Consider the following 15,472-nt stretch of genomic DNA (forward strand, 5'->3'; position numbering starts at 1 on the left):
CAAATGCCGCTAAAGCGTTCGCCGCTCCCATGGTTGCCGAGTTGGACGACGCTCCCTTGATACGCAACCGAAAGAAAAACCACAGTGGCGAACGATTATCTCTTCACCTCCGAGTCGGTTTCGGAAGGCCATCCGGACAAGGTCGCCGACCAAATCTCCGATGCCATCCTGGACGCCCTGCTGACGCAGGATCCCTACGCCCGGGTGGCGGCCGAGACGCTGACCAACACCGGGTTGGTGGTGCTGGCCGGTGAGATCACCGCCAAGGAAGGCACCAACGTCGACTACATCCAGGTCGCGCGCGACACCATCAAGCGCATCGGCTACGACAACACCGAGTACGGCATCGACTACAAGGGCTGCGCGGTGCTGGTGGCCTATGACAAGCAGAGCGCCGACATCGCCCAGGGCGTGGACCGCGCCAGCGACGACTACCTGAACATCGGCGCCGGCGACCAGGGCCTGATGTTCGGCTACGCCTGCGACGAGACGCCCGAGCTGATGCCCGCGCCGATCTACTACGCCCACCGCGTGGTCGAGCGCCAGGCCCAGCTGCGCAAGGACGGCCGCCTGCCCTTCCTGCGCCCGGACGCCAAGAGCCAGATCACGATGCGCTACGTGGACGGCAAGCCGCACTCGATCGACACCGTGGTGCTGTCCACCCAGCACAGCCCGGACCAGTCCGAGACCGCCACGAAGATGAAGGCCAGCTTCTACGAGGCCTGCATCGAGGAGATCATCAAGCCGGTGCTGCCGGCCGAATGGCTGCTGGACACCAAGTACCTGATCAACCCGACCGGCCGCTTCGTGGTTGGGGGCCCGCAGGGCGACTGCGGCCTGACCGGCCGCAAGATCATCGTCGACACCTACGGCGGCGCCTGCCCGCATGGCGGTGGCGCCTTCTCGGGCAAGGACCCGACCAAGGTGGACCGCTCGGCCGCCTACGCAGCGCGCTACGTGGCCAAGAACATCGTGGCCGCCGGCCTGGCCCGCCAGTGCCAGATCCAGGTCAGCTACGCCATCGGCGTGGCCCGCCCGATCAACATCACGGTCTACACCGAGGGCACCGGCGTGATCTCGGACGAGAAGATCGCCGAACTGGTGCAAGGGCATTTCGACCTGCGGCCCAAGGGCATCATCCAGATGCTGGACCTGCAGCGCCCGATCTTCGCCAAGACCGCGGCCTACGGCCACTTCGGCCGCGAAGAGCCCGAGTTCACCTGGGAGCGCACCGACAAGGCCGCCGAGCTGCGCGCCGCCGCAGGGCTCTGAACGCCCCACGTCTGAGTGAACAGGCCGCCCGAGGGCGGCCTGTTTGCTGTCTGGCGCGGGCGCTCAGGCCTGCCGCGGCTTGACCTTGCTGGCCGCCAGCTTGGCCTGGGTCCGGGCCACCTCGACATCGGCATCGTGCACCAGGGCCACGCCCATGCGGCGTTTGACGAAGCTCTCGGGCTTGCCAAACAGGCGGATGTCGGAGTTGGGCACTTGCAGCGCCTCGGCCACGCCGTCAAAGACGATGCCGCAGGCATCCACCCCACCGTAGATCACCGCGCTGGCCCCGGGGCTCTTGAGCGAGGTGTCCACCGGCAGGCCCAGGATGGCACGGGCATGCAGCTCGAACTCGTTCTGCCACTGGGTGATCATCGTCACCATGCCGGTGTCGTGCGGGCGGGGGCTGACCTCGCTGAACCAGACCCTGTCGCCCTTAACGAAGAGCTCGACGCCGAACAGGCCCTGGCCGCCCAGGTTGGCGGTGATGGCCAGGGCGATGTCGCGCGCCTGCTGCTGGGCCACCGGGCTCATCGGGTGCGGCTGCCAGCTCTCCACGTAATCACCGCTCACCTGCACATGGCCGATCGGCTCGCAGAAATGGGTCTCGACCTGGCCCGTGGCGCCCACGGCCCGCACGGTCAACTGGGTGATCTCGTAGTCGAAGTCGATGAAGCCCTCGACGATGATGCGGCCCTTGGCGACGCGGCCGCCGGCCATGGCGTAGTCCCAGGCCTTCTGCACGTCGGCCGGGCTGTCGATCTTGCTCTGCCCCTTGCCGGAGCTGCTCATCACCGGCTTGACGATGCAGGGGTAGCCGATGCCAGGTCGACCATCCGCGCCATCAATGGCGGCCTGCAGCTCGGCCAGCGAATCGCAGAAGCGGTAGGGGCTGGTGGGCAGGTCCAGTTCCTCGGCCGCCAGGCGGCGGATGCCCTCGCGGTCCATGGTCAGCCGCGCGGCGCGGGCGGTCGGGATGCAGCGGATGGTGCCCTCGGCCTCCAGCGCCTCCAGCACCGGGGTGGCGATGGCCTCGATCTCGGGCACCACCAGGTCGGGCTGCTCGGCCTCGATCAGCGGGCGCAGCTGCTCGGGGTCGCTCATCGCGATGGTGCGGGCGTGGTGGGCCACCTGCTGGCCGGGGGCGTTGTGGTAACGGTCCACCGCGATGGTTTCCACGCCCAGACGCTGCAGCGCGATCAGCACCTCCTTGCCAAGCTCGCCGGAGCCCAGCAGCATCACGCGGGTGGCAGACGGGGACAACGGGGTGCCCAGGGGCTGGACGGCCATGGCGAGACCTCATGCAGTGGTGACAACGGCCGATATTGTCGCCAAGGTGGCGCCGCCGGCCCCTGGGGGAACGCTTGATGTTCCTCAAGATCGGTGACCGCCAAAGTTTCATGATGGTCAGCTTGATCTGTCACACACACCATGGCCCGTACCCACACCCCCACCGTTTCGGACACCTTTGCCACGCCGGCCGCTGAACCCGCCCCCACCCCATCGAGCCCCGCCCGCCGCAGCACACCGGTGGCCGTGGGCAGCGTCAAGCCGCGCGCCAATGCCCGCCAGCTGAAGAAGCTGCGCGTGGACGAGGCCACCGAGGCGGCGCAACTGGTCCAGGCCGAGGTGGTGGGCAGTCTGCTCCGCGACGGCGAGCCGATCGACCAGTTGCGCGCGCTGCTGGACGGCGCCTCGCCCGACGACCTCAAGGCCCTGCGTCGCGAGCTGAACGTCCGGCGCAAGCCGGCCGCCGCCGGTCTGGACCCCGATCTGGAGCTGTCCGCCGGCTGGCGCGAAGGGCACTACCCCTACAAGAACCTGCTCTCGCGCCGCAGCTACGAGGAACAGAAGTACCGCCTGCAGGTGGAGCTGCTGAAGCTGCAGGCCTGGGTCAAGGAGAACCGCCAGCGGGTGGTGATCCTGTTCGAGGGCCGGGACGCCGCCGGCAAGGGCGGCACGATCAAGCGCTTCATGGAACACCTGAATCCGCGCGGCGCGCGTGTCGTCGCGCTGGAAAAACCCAGCGAAGTGGAACAGGGCCAGTGGTACTTCCAGCGCTACATCCAGCACCTGCCCACCCGCGGCGAGATCGTGATGTTCGACCGCAGCTGGTACAACCGCGCCGGCGTCGAACGGGTGATGGGCTTCTGCTCCGAACACCAGTACCAGGAGTTCCTGCGTCAGGCGCCGGAGTTCGAGCGCCAGTTGGTGCGCGACGGGGTGCACCTGTTCAAGTTCTGGTTCTCGGTCAGCCGGGATGAGCAGCGCCGCCGCTTCAAGGAGCGCAAACTGCATCCGCTCAAGCAGTGGAAGCTCAGTCCGATCGACATGGCCAGCCTGGACAAATGGGACGACTACACCCGCGCCAAGGAAGCGATGTTCCTGCAGTGCGACACCTCGGACGCGCCCTGGACGGTGATCAAGAGCGACTGCAAGAAGCGCGCGCGCCTGAACGCGATGCGCTATGTGCTGCACCGCCTGCCCTATGGCAAGAAGAACCTGGACGGGATCGGCTCGGTGGATCCGCTGATCGTCGGCCGGCCCTCGCTGGTGCCCAGCCTGGGCGAGGACCAGCTGGCCACGATGGACGGCCAGGCCTGACCTCCCGCCACGACAAAAGCGGGCCAAGGTGCCCGCTTTGTCACACCTGGCGCCGGGTCGGGCCCTGGGCGACGCCAGCGCCCCGCTGCTACACTGGCGCCCTGCTTCCGAGGAGCGTTGCAAGGGCCGTCGCACGGCGGTCCCCAGGCTCGGAACCCCTTCTTCTGCAACGGCGCTCACCCGCACCCCCGTGGTGCCGCGGTGAGCCCTGGGCGAGCGTTTGACACGCCGCCCCGCTGGTTGTCCTTCGGCCCCGCGCGTGCGGGCTTGTCGAACCGATGGAGCAACCGATGAACGCTGCACTGCCCAAGACCTCCCTGGCCCCCGAACAGTACGTGGTGGCCGACCTGTCGCTGGCCGACTGGGGCCGCAAGGAACTGACCATTGCCGAGCACGAGATGCCCGCGCTGATGGCCATCCGCACCGAATACGCCGCCAGCCAGCCCCTGAAGGGCGCGCGCATCGCCGGCTCGCTGCACATGACGATCCAGACCGGCGTGCTGGTCGAGACGCTGCAGGCTCTGGGCGCCGAGGTGCGCTGGGCCTCCTGCAACATCTTCTCGACCCAGGACCACGCCGCCTCGGCGCTGGTGGCCGCCGGCACGCCGGTGTTCGCCTACAAGGGTGAAACCCTCAAGGACTACTGGGACTACACCCACCGCATCTTCGAATTCGGCGCCAAGGGCACGGCCGGCGAAGGCCCGAACATGATCCTGGACGACGGCGGCGACGCGACGCTGCTGATGCACCTGGGCCAGAAGGCCGAGAAGGACCCGTCGGTGCTGGCCCACCCGGGCTCCGAGGAAGAGCGCGTCCTGTTCGCCGCGATCCAGGCCAAGCTGGCCCAGGACCCGACCTGGTACAGCCGCAAGTCGGCCGAGATCCTCGGCGTGACCGAGGAAACCACCACCGGCGTGCACCGCTTGAACGAGATGAGCGCCAAGGGCACGCTGCTGTTCCGCGCCATCAATGTCAACGACTCAGTCACCAAGAGCAAGTTCGACAACCTGTACGGCTGCCGCGAATCGCTGGTGGACGGCATCAAGCGCGCCACCGACGTGATGGTGGCCGGCAAGATCGCCGTGGTCTGCGGCTACGGTGACGTGGGCAAGGGCTCGGCCCAGGCCCTGCGCGCCCTGTCGGCCCAGGTCTGGGTGACCGAGGTCGACCCGATCAACGCCCTGCAGGCCGCGATGGAAGGCTTCCGCGTGGTGACCATGGAGTGGGCCGCTTCCCAGGCCGACATCTTCGTGACCACCACCGGCAACCGCGACGTGATCCGCTACGAGCACATGGCGGCGATGAAGAACAACGCCATCGTCTGCAACATCGGCCACTTCGACAACGAGATCCAGGTCGCCAAGCTGGAAGAGAAGTGCCAGTGGGAGGAGATCAAGCCCCAGGTGGACCATGTGATCTTCCCGGACGGCCACCGCATCATCCTGCTGGCCAAGGGCCGCCTGGTGAACCTGGGTTGCGCCACCGGCCACCCCAGCTACGTGATGAGCTCCAGCTTCGCCAACCAGACCCTGGCGCAGATCGAGCTGTTCACCCGCCCGAACGACTACCAGGCCGGTCAGGTCTATGTGCTGCCCAAGAAGCTCGACGAGAAGGTGGCTCGCCTGCAGCTGACCACGCTCAACGCCCAGCTGACCACGCTGACGCCCGAGCAGGCCGCCTACATTGGCGTGCCGGTCGAAGGTCCGTACAAGCCGGATTCGTACCGGTACTGAGCCCGTGCGCGCCGACCAGCTTCTGGTTCAGCAGGGCCTGGCGCCCAGCCGGTCGGCCGCCCAGCGGCTGATCGAACGCGGTGCCGTGCGCTGGCTGGGCCCACGCGGCTGGCAGCCGCCCAAGAAGGCGGGCGAAGACCTGCCCGAGGGCTGCGAGATCGAGGTCACCGACGATGCCGAGCTGCGCTGGGCCTCACGCGGCGGACTCAAGCTCGAAGGTGCGCTGCGCGAGGCCGGCCTGGACCTGCAGGGCGCGGTGGCCTTGGACGTGGGCCAGAGCACCGGCGGCTTCACCGACGTGCTGCTGCACGCCGGCTGCCGCCAGGTGGTGGGCGTGGACGTGGGCCGCGATCAACTGCTGCCGCGGCTGCGCCAGGACCCGCGGGTGACGGCGCTGGAAGGCGTCAACGCCCGCGAGCTCAGTCCCGCCACGCTCGGTGCAGTCTGGCCGGCGGCGGGTTTCGACCTCATCACCGGCGACCTGTCGTTCATCTCGCTCACCCTGGTGCTGCCGGCCCTGGCGCCGCTGCTGGCGCCGAGCGGCACGCTGCTGATGCTGGTCAAGCCGCAGTTCGAGCTGCAGCCGGCCGACATCGGCAAGGGCGGGCTGGTGAAGGACCCGACGGCCTACGCCCGGGTCGAGGCCCGGCTGCGCGAGGCCTGCGCCGCCTGTGGCCTGGCCGTCACGGCCTGGCGTGACAGCCCGATCACCGGTGGCGATGGCAACCGCGAATTTTTCGTTCAGGCGCAACGGGCCTGAGCCCTGGAACACGAGACGATGAACCCCGACTTTCCCCTGAGCCTGGAATTCTTCCCGCCCAAGACGCCCGAAGGCGCCGAGAAGCTGAGCGCGACGCGCCAGCAGCTCTATGCGCTGGACCCGACCTTCTGCTCGGTCACCTACGGTGCCGGCGGTTCCACCCAGGACGGCACACTGCAAACGGTGCAGGCCATCCTGGCCGAAGGCCACGACGGCGCTTCGCACTTCACCTGCGTGGGTGCCACCCGCGACTCGGTGCGCGAGAAGCTCGCCCAGTTCCAGGCCATGGGCCTGCGGCGCATCGTTGCCTTGCGGGGGGACCTGCCCAGCGGCTATGGCAGCATGGGTGAGTTCCGCCACGCCAGCGAGCTGGTGGCCTTCATCCGCGCGGAGACGGGCGAACACTTCCATCTGGAGGTGGCGGCCTATCCCGAGATGCACCCGCAGGCGCGCAGCCCGCAGGCCGACCTGCAGGCCTTCGCGGCCAAGGTCCAGGCCGGCGCCAGCTCCGCCATCACCCAGTTCTTCTTCAACGCCGACGCCTACTTCCGCTTCGTCGACGAGGCCCGCGCGCTGGGCGTGACCGTGCCCATCGTGCCGGGCATCATGCCCATCACCAATGCCAGCGGCATCCTGCGCTTCGCCGACGGCTGCGGCGCGGACATTCCGCGCTGGGTGCGGCTGCGCCTGCAGAGCTTTGGCGACGACAGCGCCAGCATCAAGGCCTTCGGCCTGGAGGTGGTGACGGCCCTGTGCGAGCGGCTGCGCGCTGGCGGCGCCCCGGGGCTGCACTTCTACACGATGAACCAGAGCGGCCCGACGCTGGAGATCTGCCGCCGGCTGGGGCTGATCTGACCGGTACGTGGCCGGATGTTGCGCGCGCGCGTCAGGCCCACCCTGCGGATCTGATGCAGATCAAGTCACATCCGCCGGACAGCCCGAGCATGGGGGTGGTTTGCGCCGACGCAGGTTGACTTCGGTCCATTCACGGTGCAATCCATTTCAGACCGCAGGGTCTTACCTACATTGCAACCGAGAGAAGACGGAGTCTCCCACCATGCGCAAGCAACTGATCGCTCTGGCCGCCGTGGCCGCCACCCTGGCCCCTCAATTCGCCTCTGCCCAGGATTCGGGCAACTGGATTGTGCGTGGCCGTGCGCTGTACCTGCAGTCGGACAACCACGACACCACGGGGCTGGACCTGTCGGTGAACGACAAGGCCTTTCCGGAACTGGACATCAGCTATTTCTTCACGCCCAACATCGCGGCTGAGCTGATCCTGACCTATCCGCAGTACCACAAGATTGAAGCGGGCGGCACCAAGATCGGTGGCCTGCGTCACCTGCCCCCGACCCTGACGGCCCAGTACCACTTCACCAACTTCGAAGGCTTCCGCCCGTACCTGGGTGCTGGTGTGAACTACACCAATGTGACCAAGGTGACCTGGGATCCGGCGGTTGAAACCGCTCTGCACCCGAGCGTCACCCGTGACAGCTTCGGCTGGGCCGTGCAAGCCGGTGTGGACATCCCCGTCGGCAAGGGCTGGCTGGTCAACGTGGACGTCAAGAAGGTCAAGATCGGTGTGGACGTCAAGTCGTCCGGCACCAAGGTGGGCGAATTTGACATCGACCCGCTGCTGTTCAGCGTCGGCGTCGGCTACCGCTTCTGATGAAGCGCGGGCACCTGCGGGTGCCCGGTTGAAGGGTCCATGCGTCAAAGGGCTGCCTCCGGGCAGCCCTTTTTTGTGGCCGTTGTTCAGTCCTCGCCGCGCTGCCAGTACACGCCCTCGTCCGTCAGGATGGCGTCCAAGGGAATGTCGTGCGGCTCGGGCTGCAGCCAGGGCACGTAGCCATGCGTGTAGCCCACACCCGCCGTGGCCGGACGGGGCTGCAACGCGGCCAGCGTGCGGTCGTAGAAACCACCGCCATAACCCAGCCGCACGCCCCCCGGGCCATAGCCCACGCAGGGCACCAGCAGCAGCTCGGGGTGGAAGGCCTCGGTGTCCTTGGGCTTGGGAATGCCATAGGCATCCTCTTCCATCGGGCAGCCGGGGTACCAGACATGAAAGGTCAGTTGCTTGGTCTCGCGGTTGATCACCGGCAGGCCGATACGGCGCTCCTCCCCCGGTTCCGCCGCCTCGCTCCAACGGTAGAGCGCCGGCAAGGCGTCAAACTCGCCCTTGATCGGCCAGTAGGCGCCAATCGTCTTCTCCGGCCGGCTGATCAGCCAGACCATCAGCACCTCCTGCAGGTGCGCAGCCCGCTGGTGGCGGTCCAGCAGGGCCATGCGTTCGGCCTGCAACTGCTTGCGCAGCTGGGCCTTGTCACGCGAAGGTTCGAGGTTGAGCTTGAACGGCAGGGTCATGGCGTGGTGTGGGTCAGACCGTCGGGAACACGCCCCGATTGTGCGACCAAGCCCACCCGCCACCGCGCCAAGCCCGGGTGGAACACTCAGCGGTGCAGGCCCAGGGCCTCGTCACCGGCGGGCGCCAGGCTGGCCGCCCAGGCCTGCAGACGCCGCGCCGCCCGCTCCAGCCGGACCGCCAAGGCCGCAGCCAGGGCACGCCGCCAGGCACGGGCCCCGACTGCATGGACCGGCACCTGCCACAGCAGCACCGGCGCCCGTGCGCCCGCTTGCCAGGGCTCCAGCGTGATGCATTCGCCCGCCCGCAGCGCCAGGCGGTCGCCCGCCGACAGCACATGGTCCTCGGCGTCGCCATCCCGGGTCAGCCACACCTGGCCGGTGGCCACCAGCAGTTCGCCCGCCCGCGCCGTCCGGCCGCGCCAGACCCCTTGCAGGCACATCGTGGAATGCAGCTTCATCATCAATCTCCCCGGCCCACCGGGGCCATCACAAGCCTTATCTTGAAGATGATTCGGCCGGAAATCCAATGACGAGTGGAACCTTGATTGATACCATTTGCGCATGAATTACCCCAGCCAGCGCGCCCTGTCCCTGGACTGCCTGCGCAGCTTCGAGGCGGTGGCCCGGCGCCTGAGCTTCAGCGCCGCGGCGGAAGAGATGCACCTGACCCAGCCGGCCATCAGCCGCCAGATCAAGGGGCTGGAGGAAGAGTTGGGCGCCCCGCTGTTCTCCCGCGGCACCCGCCGGGTGGAGCTGACCGTGGCCGGCCAGACCCTGCTGCGGGCTGTGGCCCCTTTGCTGACCCGGCTGGACGCCACGGTGCGGCAGATCCGTCTGGCGCGTTCGCGTCACCAGGTCAGCCTGACCACCTTCCCGTCCTTCGCCTCGCTGTGGCTGATGCCGCGGCTGGTGGACTTCGAACGCGCCCACCCGGCGCTGGACATCCGCATCTCCGCCTCGGACCGCCTGGTCGACGAGGACGACCCCGAGCTGGACCTGGCGCTGCGCCAGTGCCGGGCCGAGCGCGCGCCGGCTTCGGCCATCCGGCTCTTTGGCGAGGTGCTGAGCCCGGTGATCGGCGCCGGCCTGGCCGCCGCGGTGGCCCGGGGCGATGCGCCACCGCTGGACACGCCGGCCGACCTGGCCCAGCACACCTTGCTGGAGATGGAGGACAGCAGCACCCAGGCCGGCAGCCTGGCCTGGCCGGCCTGGCTGGCCGCACAAGGGCTGGAGCGCCTGCAGCCCAAGCGCTGGTTCAGCACCAACTACACCCACCAGCAGATGCAGGCCGCGCTGGCCGGCCAGGGGGTGGCGCTGGCCCGGCTGGCCCTGGTGCACGACGGCCTGAGCCGCGGCGAGCTGGTGGAGCCCTTCGGCCCCGCGGCCCGGCTGTGGAGCCCGCACGTCTACTGGATGGTGCCGCTGGGCGGCAGCCAGCCCCCGCGCCCCGAACTGGAGGCCTTCACCGCCTGGGTGCTGGACCAGGCGGCCGCCACCCGGGCGGCGATCGGCGACCACGCCGACCCCGACAGCCTGGCCCACGCCGACTGACCGCCCATCCATGCCGTGCGCGCATGGCGGTGATGCGCCGAAATCACCCCGCCGCCCGGACCGGCCCCGTAGCATGGGCAGCTTCGCATCCCAAGGCCACCCCATGCAGCTCTACATCGGCAACAAGAACTACTCGTCCTGGTCCATGCGCCCCTGGGTGCTGATGACCCACTTTGGCCTGCCCTTTGAGGAGGTCCTGGTCCGCTTCGACAGCTTCGACCCCGGCTCCCGCTTCAAGACCGTGGTGGGCGCGCTGGCCCCCACCGGCAAGGTGCCGCTGCTGGTGGAGGGCGAGCTGGTCGTCTGGGACTCGCTGGCGATTGCCGAGACGCTGGCCGAGCGCTTCCCGCAGCACCCGCTGTGGCCGGCCGACCCGCTGCAGCGGGCCCGCGCCCGCAGCCTGTGCGCCGAGATGCACAGCGGTTTTGGCGCCCTGCGCAACGCCTGTCCGATGAACATCGAGGCCCACCTGCCGGAGGTGGGCACCCAGGTGCTGCGCGAGCAGCCGGACGTGGCCGCCGACCTGGCCCGCCTGCAGACCATGTGGACCGAGGCCCTGGCGGCCAGCGGCGGCCCCTTCCTGTTCGGGCCGTTCGGCATCGTCGATGCGTACTACGCCCCCGTCGTGGCCCGGCTGCGCAGCTATGCCCTGCCGGTCAGCCCGGTGGTGCAGGCCTACATGGACCGCGTCTGGGCCAGCCCGGGCGTGGCGGCCTGGGTGGCGCAGGCGCTGCAAGAGCGGGATTTCCTGCCGTTCGAAGAGCCCTACCGCAAGGCGGGCGCCCCGGGTTGACCCCAGGCGCGTCGGCGCCCCTGCGGTACAGTGGATAGACGATGCGCATCCCCCTGTTCCGCCCCCTGGCCGCCCTGTCGATGGGCCTGCTGATTGGCGCGGCCGCCTGGTCGCCCGAAGCCACGGCCCAGGCCATCGACGACAGTCTCATCCGCCAGGCCCGCGACGCCTTCCAGAAACGCGACAAGGCCCGCTTGGCCATGCTCAAGACTGTCGCGCTGGACAGCCGCTACCCCTTGGCCACCTGGGTGGACTACTGGGAGCTCAGCAGCCGCCTCCGCGAAGCCCAGGTGCCCGAGGTCGAGGCCTTCTACGCCCGCTGGCCGGGCAGCTATGTCGAGGACCGGCTGCGCAACGACTGGCTGCTGGAACTGGGCAAGCGGCGCGACTGGGCCAACGTGGCGCGCGAATACCCGCGCTTCCGGATGGACGACGACCGCGAGGTCACCTGCTACGCGCTGGTCGCCTCGCAACAGGCCGGCCAGCCGGTGGTCGACGCCGCCCGCCGCGCCTGGATGGCCCAGAAGGAGGCCGACGACGGCTGCCAGCTGATGGCCCAGACCCTGTTCGACGCGCACCAGTTCAGCGAGACCGATGTCTGGCGCAAGCTGCGTCAGGCCGTGGAGTTCAACCGCCAGAAGCAGGCCCGCGCCATCGCTGGGCTGCTGGGCGAGGCAGTCGCCAAGCCGCTCAACGACATCTTCGACAACCCGGCCCGCTACCTGGCCCGCAAGGCCGGCAGCGGCGGCCGGCAGGCCGACCACCTGACCGCGCTGGCCCTGGCCCGGCTGGCCGCCGCCGATCCGGCCCAGGCCGCCCGCCAGCTGGACGACGGATGGAGCCGCCGGCTCGATGCCGACGACGCTGCCTGGGCCTGGGCCATCACCGCCCGCCAGGCCGGCTTTGCACTGCTGCCCGATGCGCTGGACTGGACCCGCAAGGCCTGGGCCCGGCTGAAGAAGCGCGATGCCCAGGACCCCGATTGGACCGACGACACCCTGGCCTGGCATGCCCGGGTCTGGCTGCGGCTGGGCCAGGGCGAAGAGCGCTGGACCGGCGTTCTGCGCTGCATCGAGGCGATGAACGTCGAGGAACGCAACAGCCCGGTCTGGCAGTACTGGCGCGGCCGGGCCCTGCTGGCCCTGGCCAAGCCGGGCACCGCCGGTCAGGCCCAGCGCCAGGAAGGCACGGCCCTGCTGCAGGCCCTGGCGCCGCAGCTGGGCTATTACGGCCAGCTGGCCTCGGAAGACCTGGGCGCCCCGCAGGCCCTGCCCCCGCGGCCCACCCCGCTGACCCCGACCGAGCGCGACGCGATGCGACGCCACCCCGGCCTGCAGCGCTCGCTCGCGATGCTCGACATCGGCTTGCGCTCCGAGGCGGTGCGCGAATGGAACTTCTCGCTGATCGGCCTGAGCGACCGCGAGCTGCTCTCGGCCGCGCAGATCGCCTGTGAGCGCGAGATCTGGGACCGCTGCATCAACAGCAGCGAAAAGACCCGGGCCGAGTTCGACATGGCCCAGCGCTTCCCCACCCCCCACAGCGAGGACCTGCTGCCGCGCGCCAACGCCATCGGCCTGGACCCGGCCTACGCCTACGGGCTGATCCGCCAGGAATCGCGCTTCATCACCAGCGCCCGCTCTGGCGTCGGGGCGAACGGGCTGATGCAGGTGATGCCCGCCACCGCCAAGTGGACGGCCAAGAAGATCGGCATGAGCGACTACCGGCCCGAGCTGCTGTCCGAGCGCTCGGTCAACCTGAAACTGGGCACCGCCTACCTGAAGCTGGTGCTCGACGACATGGACGGCTCGCAGGCCTTGGCCGCGGCGGCCTACAACGCCGGCCCGAACCGGCCCCGCCGCTGGCGCGACGGTCCGGTGCTGGAGCCGGCGATGTGGGTCGAGAACGTGCCATTCACCGAAACCCGGGACTATGTCAAAAAGGTCCTCTCCAACGCCACCTACTATGCGGGCCTGATGAGCGGCAAGCCGGCATCGCTGAAGGCCCGCCTGGGCAGCAGCATCGGCCCCCGCACCACCCCGCCCCCGGCACTGGACGCCGACCTGCCCTGAACGACCACCCACCCACCTCCTGACGCGCATGGCCCTGAACACGGTGCTCATCCTGGGCGGCAGCGGCTTTGTCGGCCGCGCCCTCTGCGAAACCCTGGTGGACCGCTGGGTGGCCGGGCCGCGGCTGCGGGTGCCCACCCGTCGGCTGTCACACGCCCAGGCCCTGCTGCCGCTGCCGCTGGTGGACGTGCTGCCCGCCGACGTGCATGACGACGCGACACTGGACCGCCTGGTGGCCGGCTGCGATGCGGTGGTCAACCTGGTGGCCATCCTGCAGGGCAGCGAAGCCGCCTTCGAGGCCGTGCACGTGACCCTGCCACGCCGGCTGGCCGCCGCCTGCCAGCGCCAGGGCGTGCGCCGGCTGATCCATGTCAGCGCGCTGGGCGCCGATCCGCAGGGCCCGTCGCGCTACCTGCGCAGCAAGGGTCGGGGCGAGGCCGTGCTGCGCGAGGCCGACCTGGACCTGACCCTGCTGCGCCCCTCCGTCATCTTTGGCGCGGGCGACCGTCTCCTCAATCTGTTCGCGCAGTTGCAGGCCCTGTTCCCGGTGTTGCCGCTGGCCGGGGCGAACGCCCGCTTCCAGCCGGTCTGGGTGGCAGATGTGGCCGCCGCGATCGCCACCTGCCTGGAACGCCCCGCCACCGCCGGCCAGACCTTCGAATGCGCCGGACCCGAGGAAGCCACCCTGGCCCAGCTGGTGCGGCTGGCCGGCGAGGCCAGCGGCCACCCGCGGCCCATCCTGCCGCTGCCGGCCCCGCTGGCCACGCTGCAGGCCTGGCTGATGGAGCTGGCCCCGGGCGAGCCGCTGATGAGCCGGGACAACCTGGCCTCGATGACCGTCCCCAACGTGGCCACCGGACAGCTGCCCGGCTTGGCGGCGCTGGGCATCACGCCGACCCCGCTGCTGGCCGTCGTCCCGGGCTACCTGCGCCCCGGCCAACGCTGTGCGCGGCTGGACGCCTGGCGCGCCCGGCACCGCTGACCTTCCCCATCCCACAAGGAGCCTGGCCATGCAAGCCTATGTCGTCGGAGGCGCGGTGCGCGATGCGCTGCTGGGGCGGCCGGTGCACGACCATGACTGGGTGGTGGTGGGTGCCACGCCCGAGCAGATGCTGGCCGCCGGCTACACCCCGGTGGGCAAGGACTTCCCGGTCTTCCTGCACCCGCAGACGCACGAGGAATACGCCCTGGCCCGCACCGAGCGCAAGACCGCGCCGGGTTACCACGGCTTCGTCTTCCACGCTGCGCCCGAGGTCACGCTGGAGCAGGACCTGCAGCGCCGCGACCTGACGATCAATGCCATCGCCCGCGCCGAGGACGGCACGCTGATCGACCCCTGCGACGGCCAGCGCGACCTGGCCGCCAAGGTGCTGCGCCATGTCAGCGCCGCCTTTGCCGAGGACCCGGTGCGCATCCTGCGCCTGGCCCGCTTCGCCGCCCGCTTCCCCGATTTTTCCGTGGCGCCGGAAACGTTGGCGCTGATGCGCCAGATGGTCGAGGCCGGCGAAGTGGACGCGCTGGTGGCCGAGCGGGTCTGGCAGGAGCTGGCCACCGGCCTGATGGAGACACGCCCCAGCCGCATGCTGGAGGTGCTGCGCGACTGCGGCGCCCTGGCCCGGCTGCTGCCGGAGGTGGACCGCCTGTGGGGCGTGCCCCAGCGGCCCGAGTTCCACCCCGAGGTGGACACCGGCGCCCACCTGCTGCTGGTGCTGGACCAGGCCGCGCGCCTGCAGGCCCCACTGTCCGCCCGCTTTGCCGCGCTGTGCCACGACCTGGGCAAGGGCACGACCCCGCCCGAGGAATGGCCGCGCCACATCGCCCACGAGGCCCGCGGCGAACGCCTGACCCGCGAACTCTGCGCCCGCCTGAAGCCACCCGCCGAGTGCAGCGAACTGGCCCTGGTGGTGGCGCGCGAGCACACCCACATCCACCAGGCCGCCACCTTTGGGGCCGCCGCGGTGCTGCGCCTGTTGGAACGCTGCGACGCCTTCCGCCGGCCCGAGCGCTTTGAGCTGGCCCTGCTGGCCTGCGAGGCCGATGCCCGCGGCCGCCTGGGCCTGGAACACGCCGACTACCCCAGCGCCCCGCTGCTGCGCCAGGCCCTGCAGGCCGGGCTGGATGTGGACACCGCCCGCGTGGCGGCCGAAGCCCAGGCCCGCGGCGCCAAGGGCCCGGCCATCGGCGAAGCCATCCACCTGGCCCGGGCCAACGCGGTGTCGATGGCGATCTGAGCGACACTCGATCGGGTCCGGCGATCGATCCGCCGGGCTCCGACGCTGGGCCCCGTCGACACCACCTGCCACGGGGTCCTTGCTTTTTCCGCCTCACA

General features: G+C 69.8%; 14 protein-coding genes and 1 riboswitch. Of the genes, 11 read left to right on the top strand and 3 right to left on the bottom strand.

The window, feature by feature from the left end; translation table 11 throughout:
* Positions 1-84 precede the first annotated feature (84 nt).
* Complete coding sequence (gene metK, locus KGA65_RS11935) at positions 85-1,272, top strand: methionine adenosyltransferase (protein WP_225863325.1); 1,188 nt, start codon at positions 85-87, stop codon at positions 1,270-1,272.
* A gap of 63 nt (positions 1,273-1,335) precedes the next feature.
* Here metK and purT read toward each other — a convergent pair whose 3' ends face one another.
* Positions 1,336-2,559: a formate-dependent phosphoribosylglycinamide formyltransferase gene (purT, locus tag KGA65_RS11940; RefSeq protein ID WP_225863326.1), complete on the bottom strand. Its 1,224-nt coding sequence runs from the start codon at positions 2,557-2,559 to the stop codon at positions 1,336-1,338.
* A 141-nt stretch (positions 2,560-2,700) separates the two neighbouring features.
* On the opposite strand from purT, the gene ppk2 reads away from it, so the two are divergent.
* The 5 genes from ppk2 to KGA65_RS11965 all read left to right on the top strand — a co-directional run bounded on the left by ppk2 (position 2,701) and on the right by KGA65_RS11965 (position 8,035).
* Complete coding sequence (ppk2, locus tag KGA65_RS11945) at positions 2,701-3,873, top strand: polyphosphate kinase 2 (RefSeq protein WP_225863327.1); 1,173 nt, start codon at positions 2,701-2,703, stop codon at positions 3,871-3,873.
* Positions 3,874-3,976: 103 nt separating this feature from the next.
* Positions 3,977-4,058: riboswitch (S-adenosyl-L-homocysteine riboswitch) on the top strand.
* 105 nt (positions 4,059-4,163) lie between these two features.
* Positions 4,164-5,606, top strand: coding sequence for an adenosylhomocysteinase (gene ahcY, locus KGA65_RS11950; protein ID WP_225863328.1), 1,443 nt, complete (start codon positions 4,164-4,166; stop codon positions 5,604-5,606).
* A 4-nt stretch (positions 5,607-5,610) separates the two neighbouring features.
* Positions 5,611-6,366, top strand: a complete 756-nt coding sequence (locus tag KGA65_RS11955; protein ID WP_225863329.1) for a TlyA family RNA methyltransferase — start codon at positions 5,611-5,613, stop codon at positions 6,364-6,366.
* Positions 6,367-6,384: 18 nt separating this feature from the next.
* Positions 6,385-7,221, top strand: coding sequence for a methylenetetrahydrofolate reductase [NAD(P)H] (metF, locus tag KGA65_RS11960; RefSeq protein ID WP_225863330.1), 837 nt, complete (start codon positions 6,385-6,387; stop codon positions 7,219-7,221).
* 202 nt (positions 7,222-7,423) lie between these two features.
* Entirely contained in the window at positions 7,424-8,035 is a 612-nt protein-coding gene (locus tag KGA65_RS11965; protein WP_225863331.1) for an OmpW/AlkL family protein, read from the top strand.
* Between the two features lie 86 nt (positions 8,036-8,121).
* Here the strand turns inward: KGA65_RS11965 and KGA65_RS11970 are convergent, their stop codons facing one another.
* On the bottom strand, positions 8,122-8,730 hold the full coding sequence (locus tag KGA65_RS11970; protein WP_225863332.1) for a 5-formyltetrahydrofolate cyclo-ligase: 609 nt from the start codon (positions 8,728-8,730) through the stop codon (positions 8,122-8,124).
* An 86-nt stretch (positions 8,731-8,816) separates the two neighbouring features.
* A complete protein-coding gene (locus KGA65_RS11975; RefSeq protein ID WP_225863333.1) occupies positions 8,817-9,188 on the bottom strand; it encodes a DUF2917 domain-containing protein in 372 nt (123 codons plus the stop codon).
* A 103-nt stretch (positions 9,189-9,291) separates the two neighbouring features.
* On the opposite strand from KGA65_RS11975, the gene KGA65_RS11980 reads away from it, so the two are divergent.
* The 5 genes from KGA65_RS11980 (at position 9,292) to KGA65_RS12000 (ending at position 15,374) form a co-directional block, all read left to right on the top strand.
* Positions 9,292-10,281: a LysR family transcriptional regulator gene (locus tag KGA65_RS11980; RefSeq protein WP_225863334.1), complete on the top strand. Its 990-nt coding sequence runs from the start codon at positions 9,292-9,294 to the stop codon at positions 10,279-10,281.
* Positions 10,282-10,384: 103 nt separating this feature from the next.
* Complete coding sequence (locus KGA65_RS11985; protein WP_225863335.1) at positions 10,385-11,074, top strand: glutathione S-transferase family protein; 690 nt, start codon at positions 10,385-10,387, stop codon at positions 11,072-11,074.
* Positions 11,075-11,115: 41 nt separating this feature from the next.
* Positions 11,116-13,143: a lytic transglycosylase domain-containing protein gene (locus KGA65_RS11990; protein ID WP_225863336.1), complete on the top strand. Its 2,028-nt coding sequence runs from the start codon at positions 11,116-11,118 to the stop codon at positions 13,141-13,143.
* A gap of 34 nt (positions 13,144-13,177) precedes the next feature.
* On the top strand, positions 13,178-14,125 hold the full coding sequence (locus KGA65_RS11995; RefSeq protein ID WP_225863476.1) for a complex I NDUFA9 subunit family protein: 948 nt from the start codon (positions 13,178-13,180) through the stop codon (positions 14,123-14,125).
* 28 nt (positions 14,126-14,153) lie between these two features.
* Positions 14,154-15,374, top strand: coding sequence for a multifunctional CCA addition/repair protein (locus KGA65_RS12000; protein ID WP_225863337.1), 1,221 nt, complete (start codon positions 14,154-14,156; stop codon positions 15,372-15,374).
* Positions 15,375-15,472 lie beyond the last annotated feature (98 nt).

Source organism: Ideonella benzenivorans (assembly GCF_020387415.1).
Classification (GTDB): domain Bacteria; phylum Pseudomonadota; class Gammaproteobacteria; order Burkholderiales; family Burkholderiaceae_C; genus Ideonella; species Ideonella benzenivorans.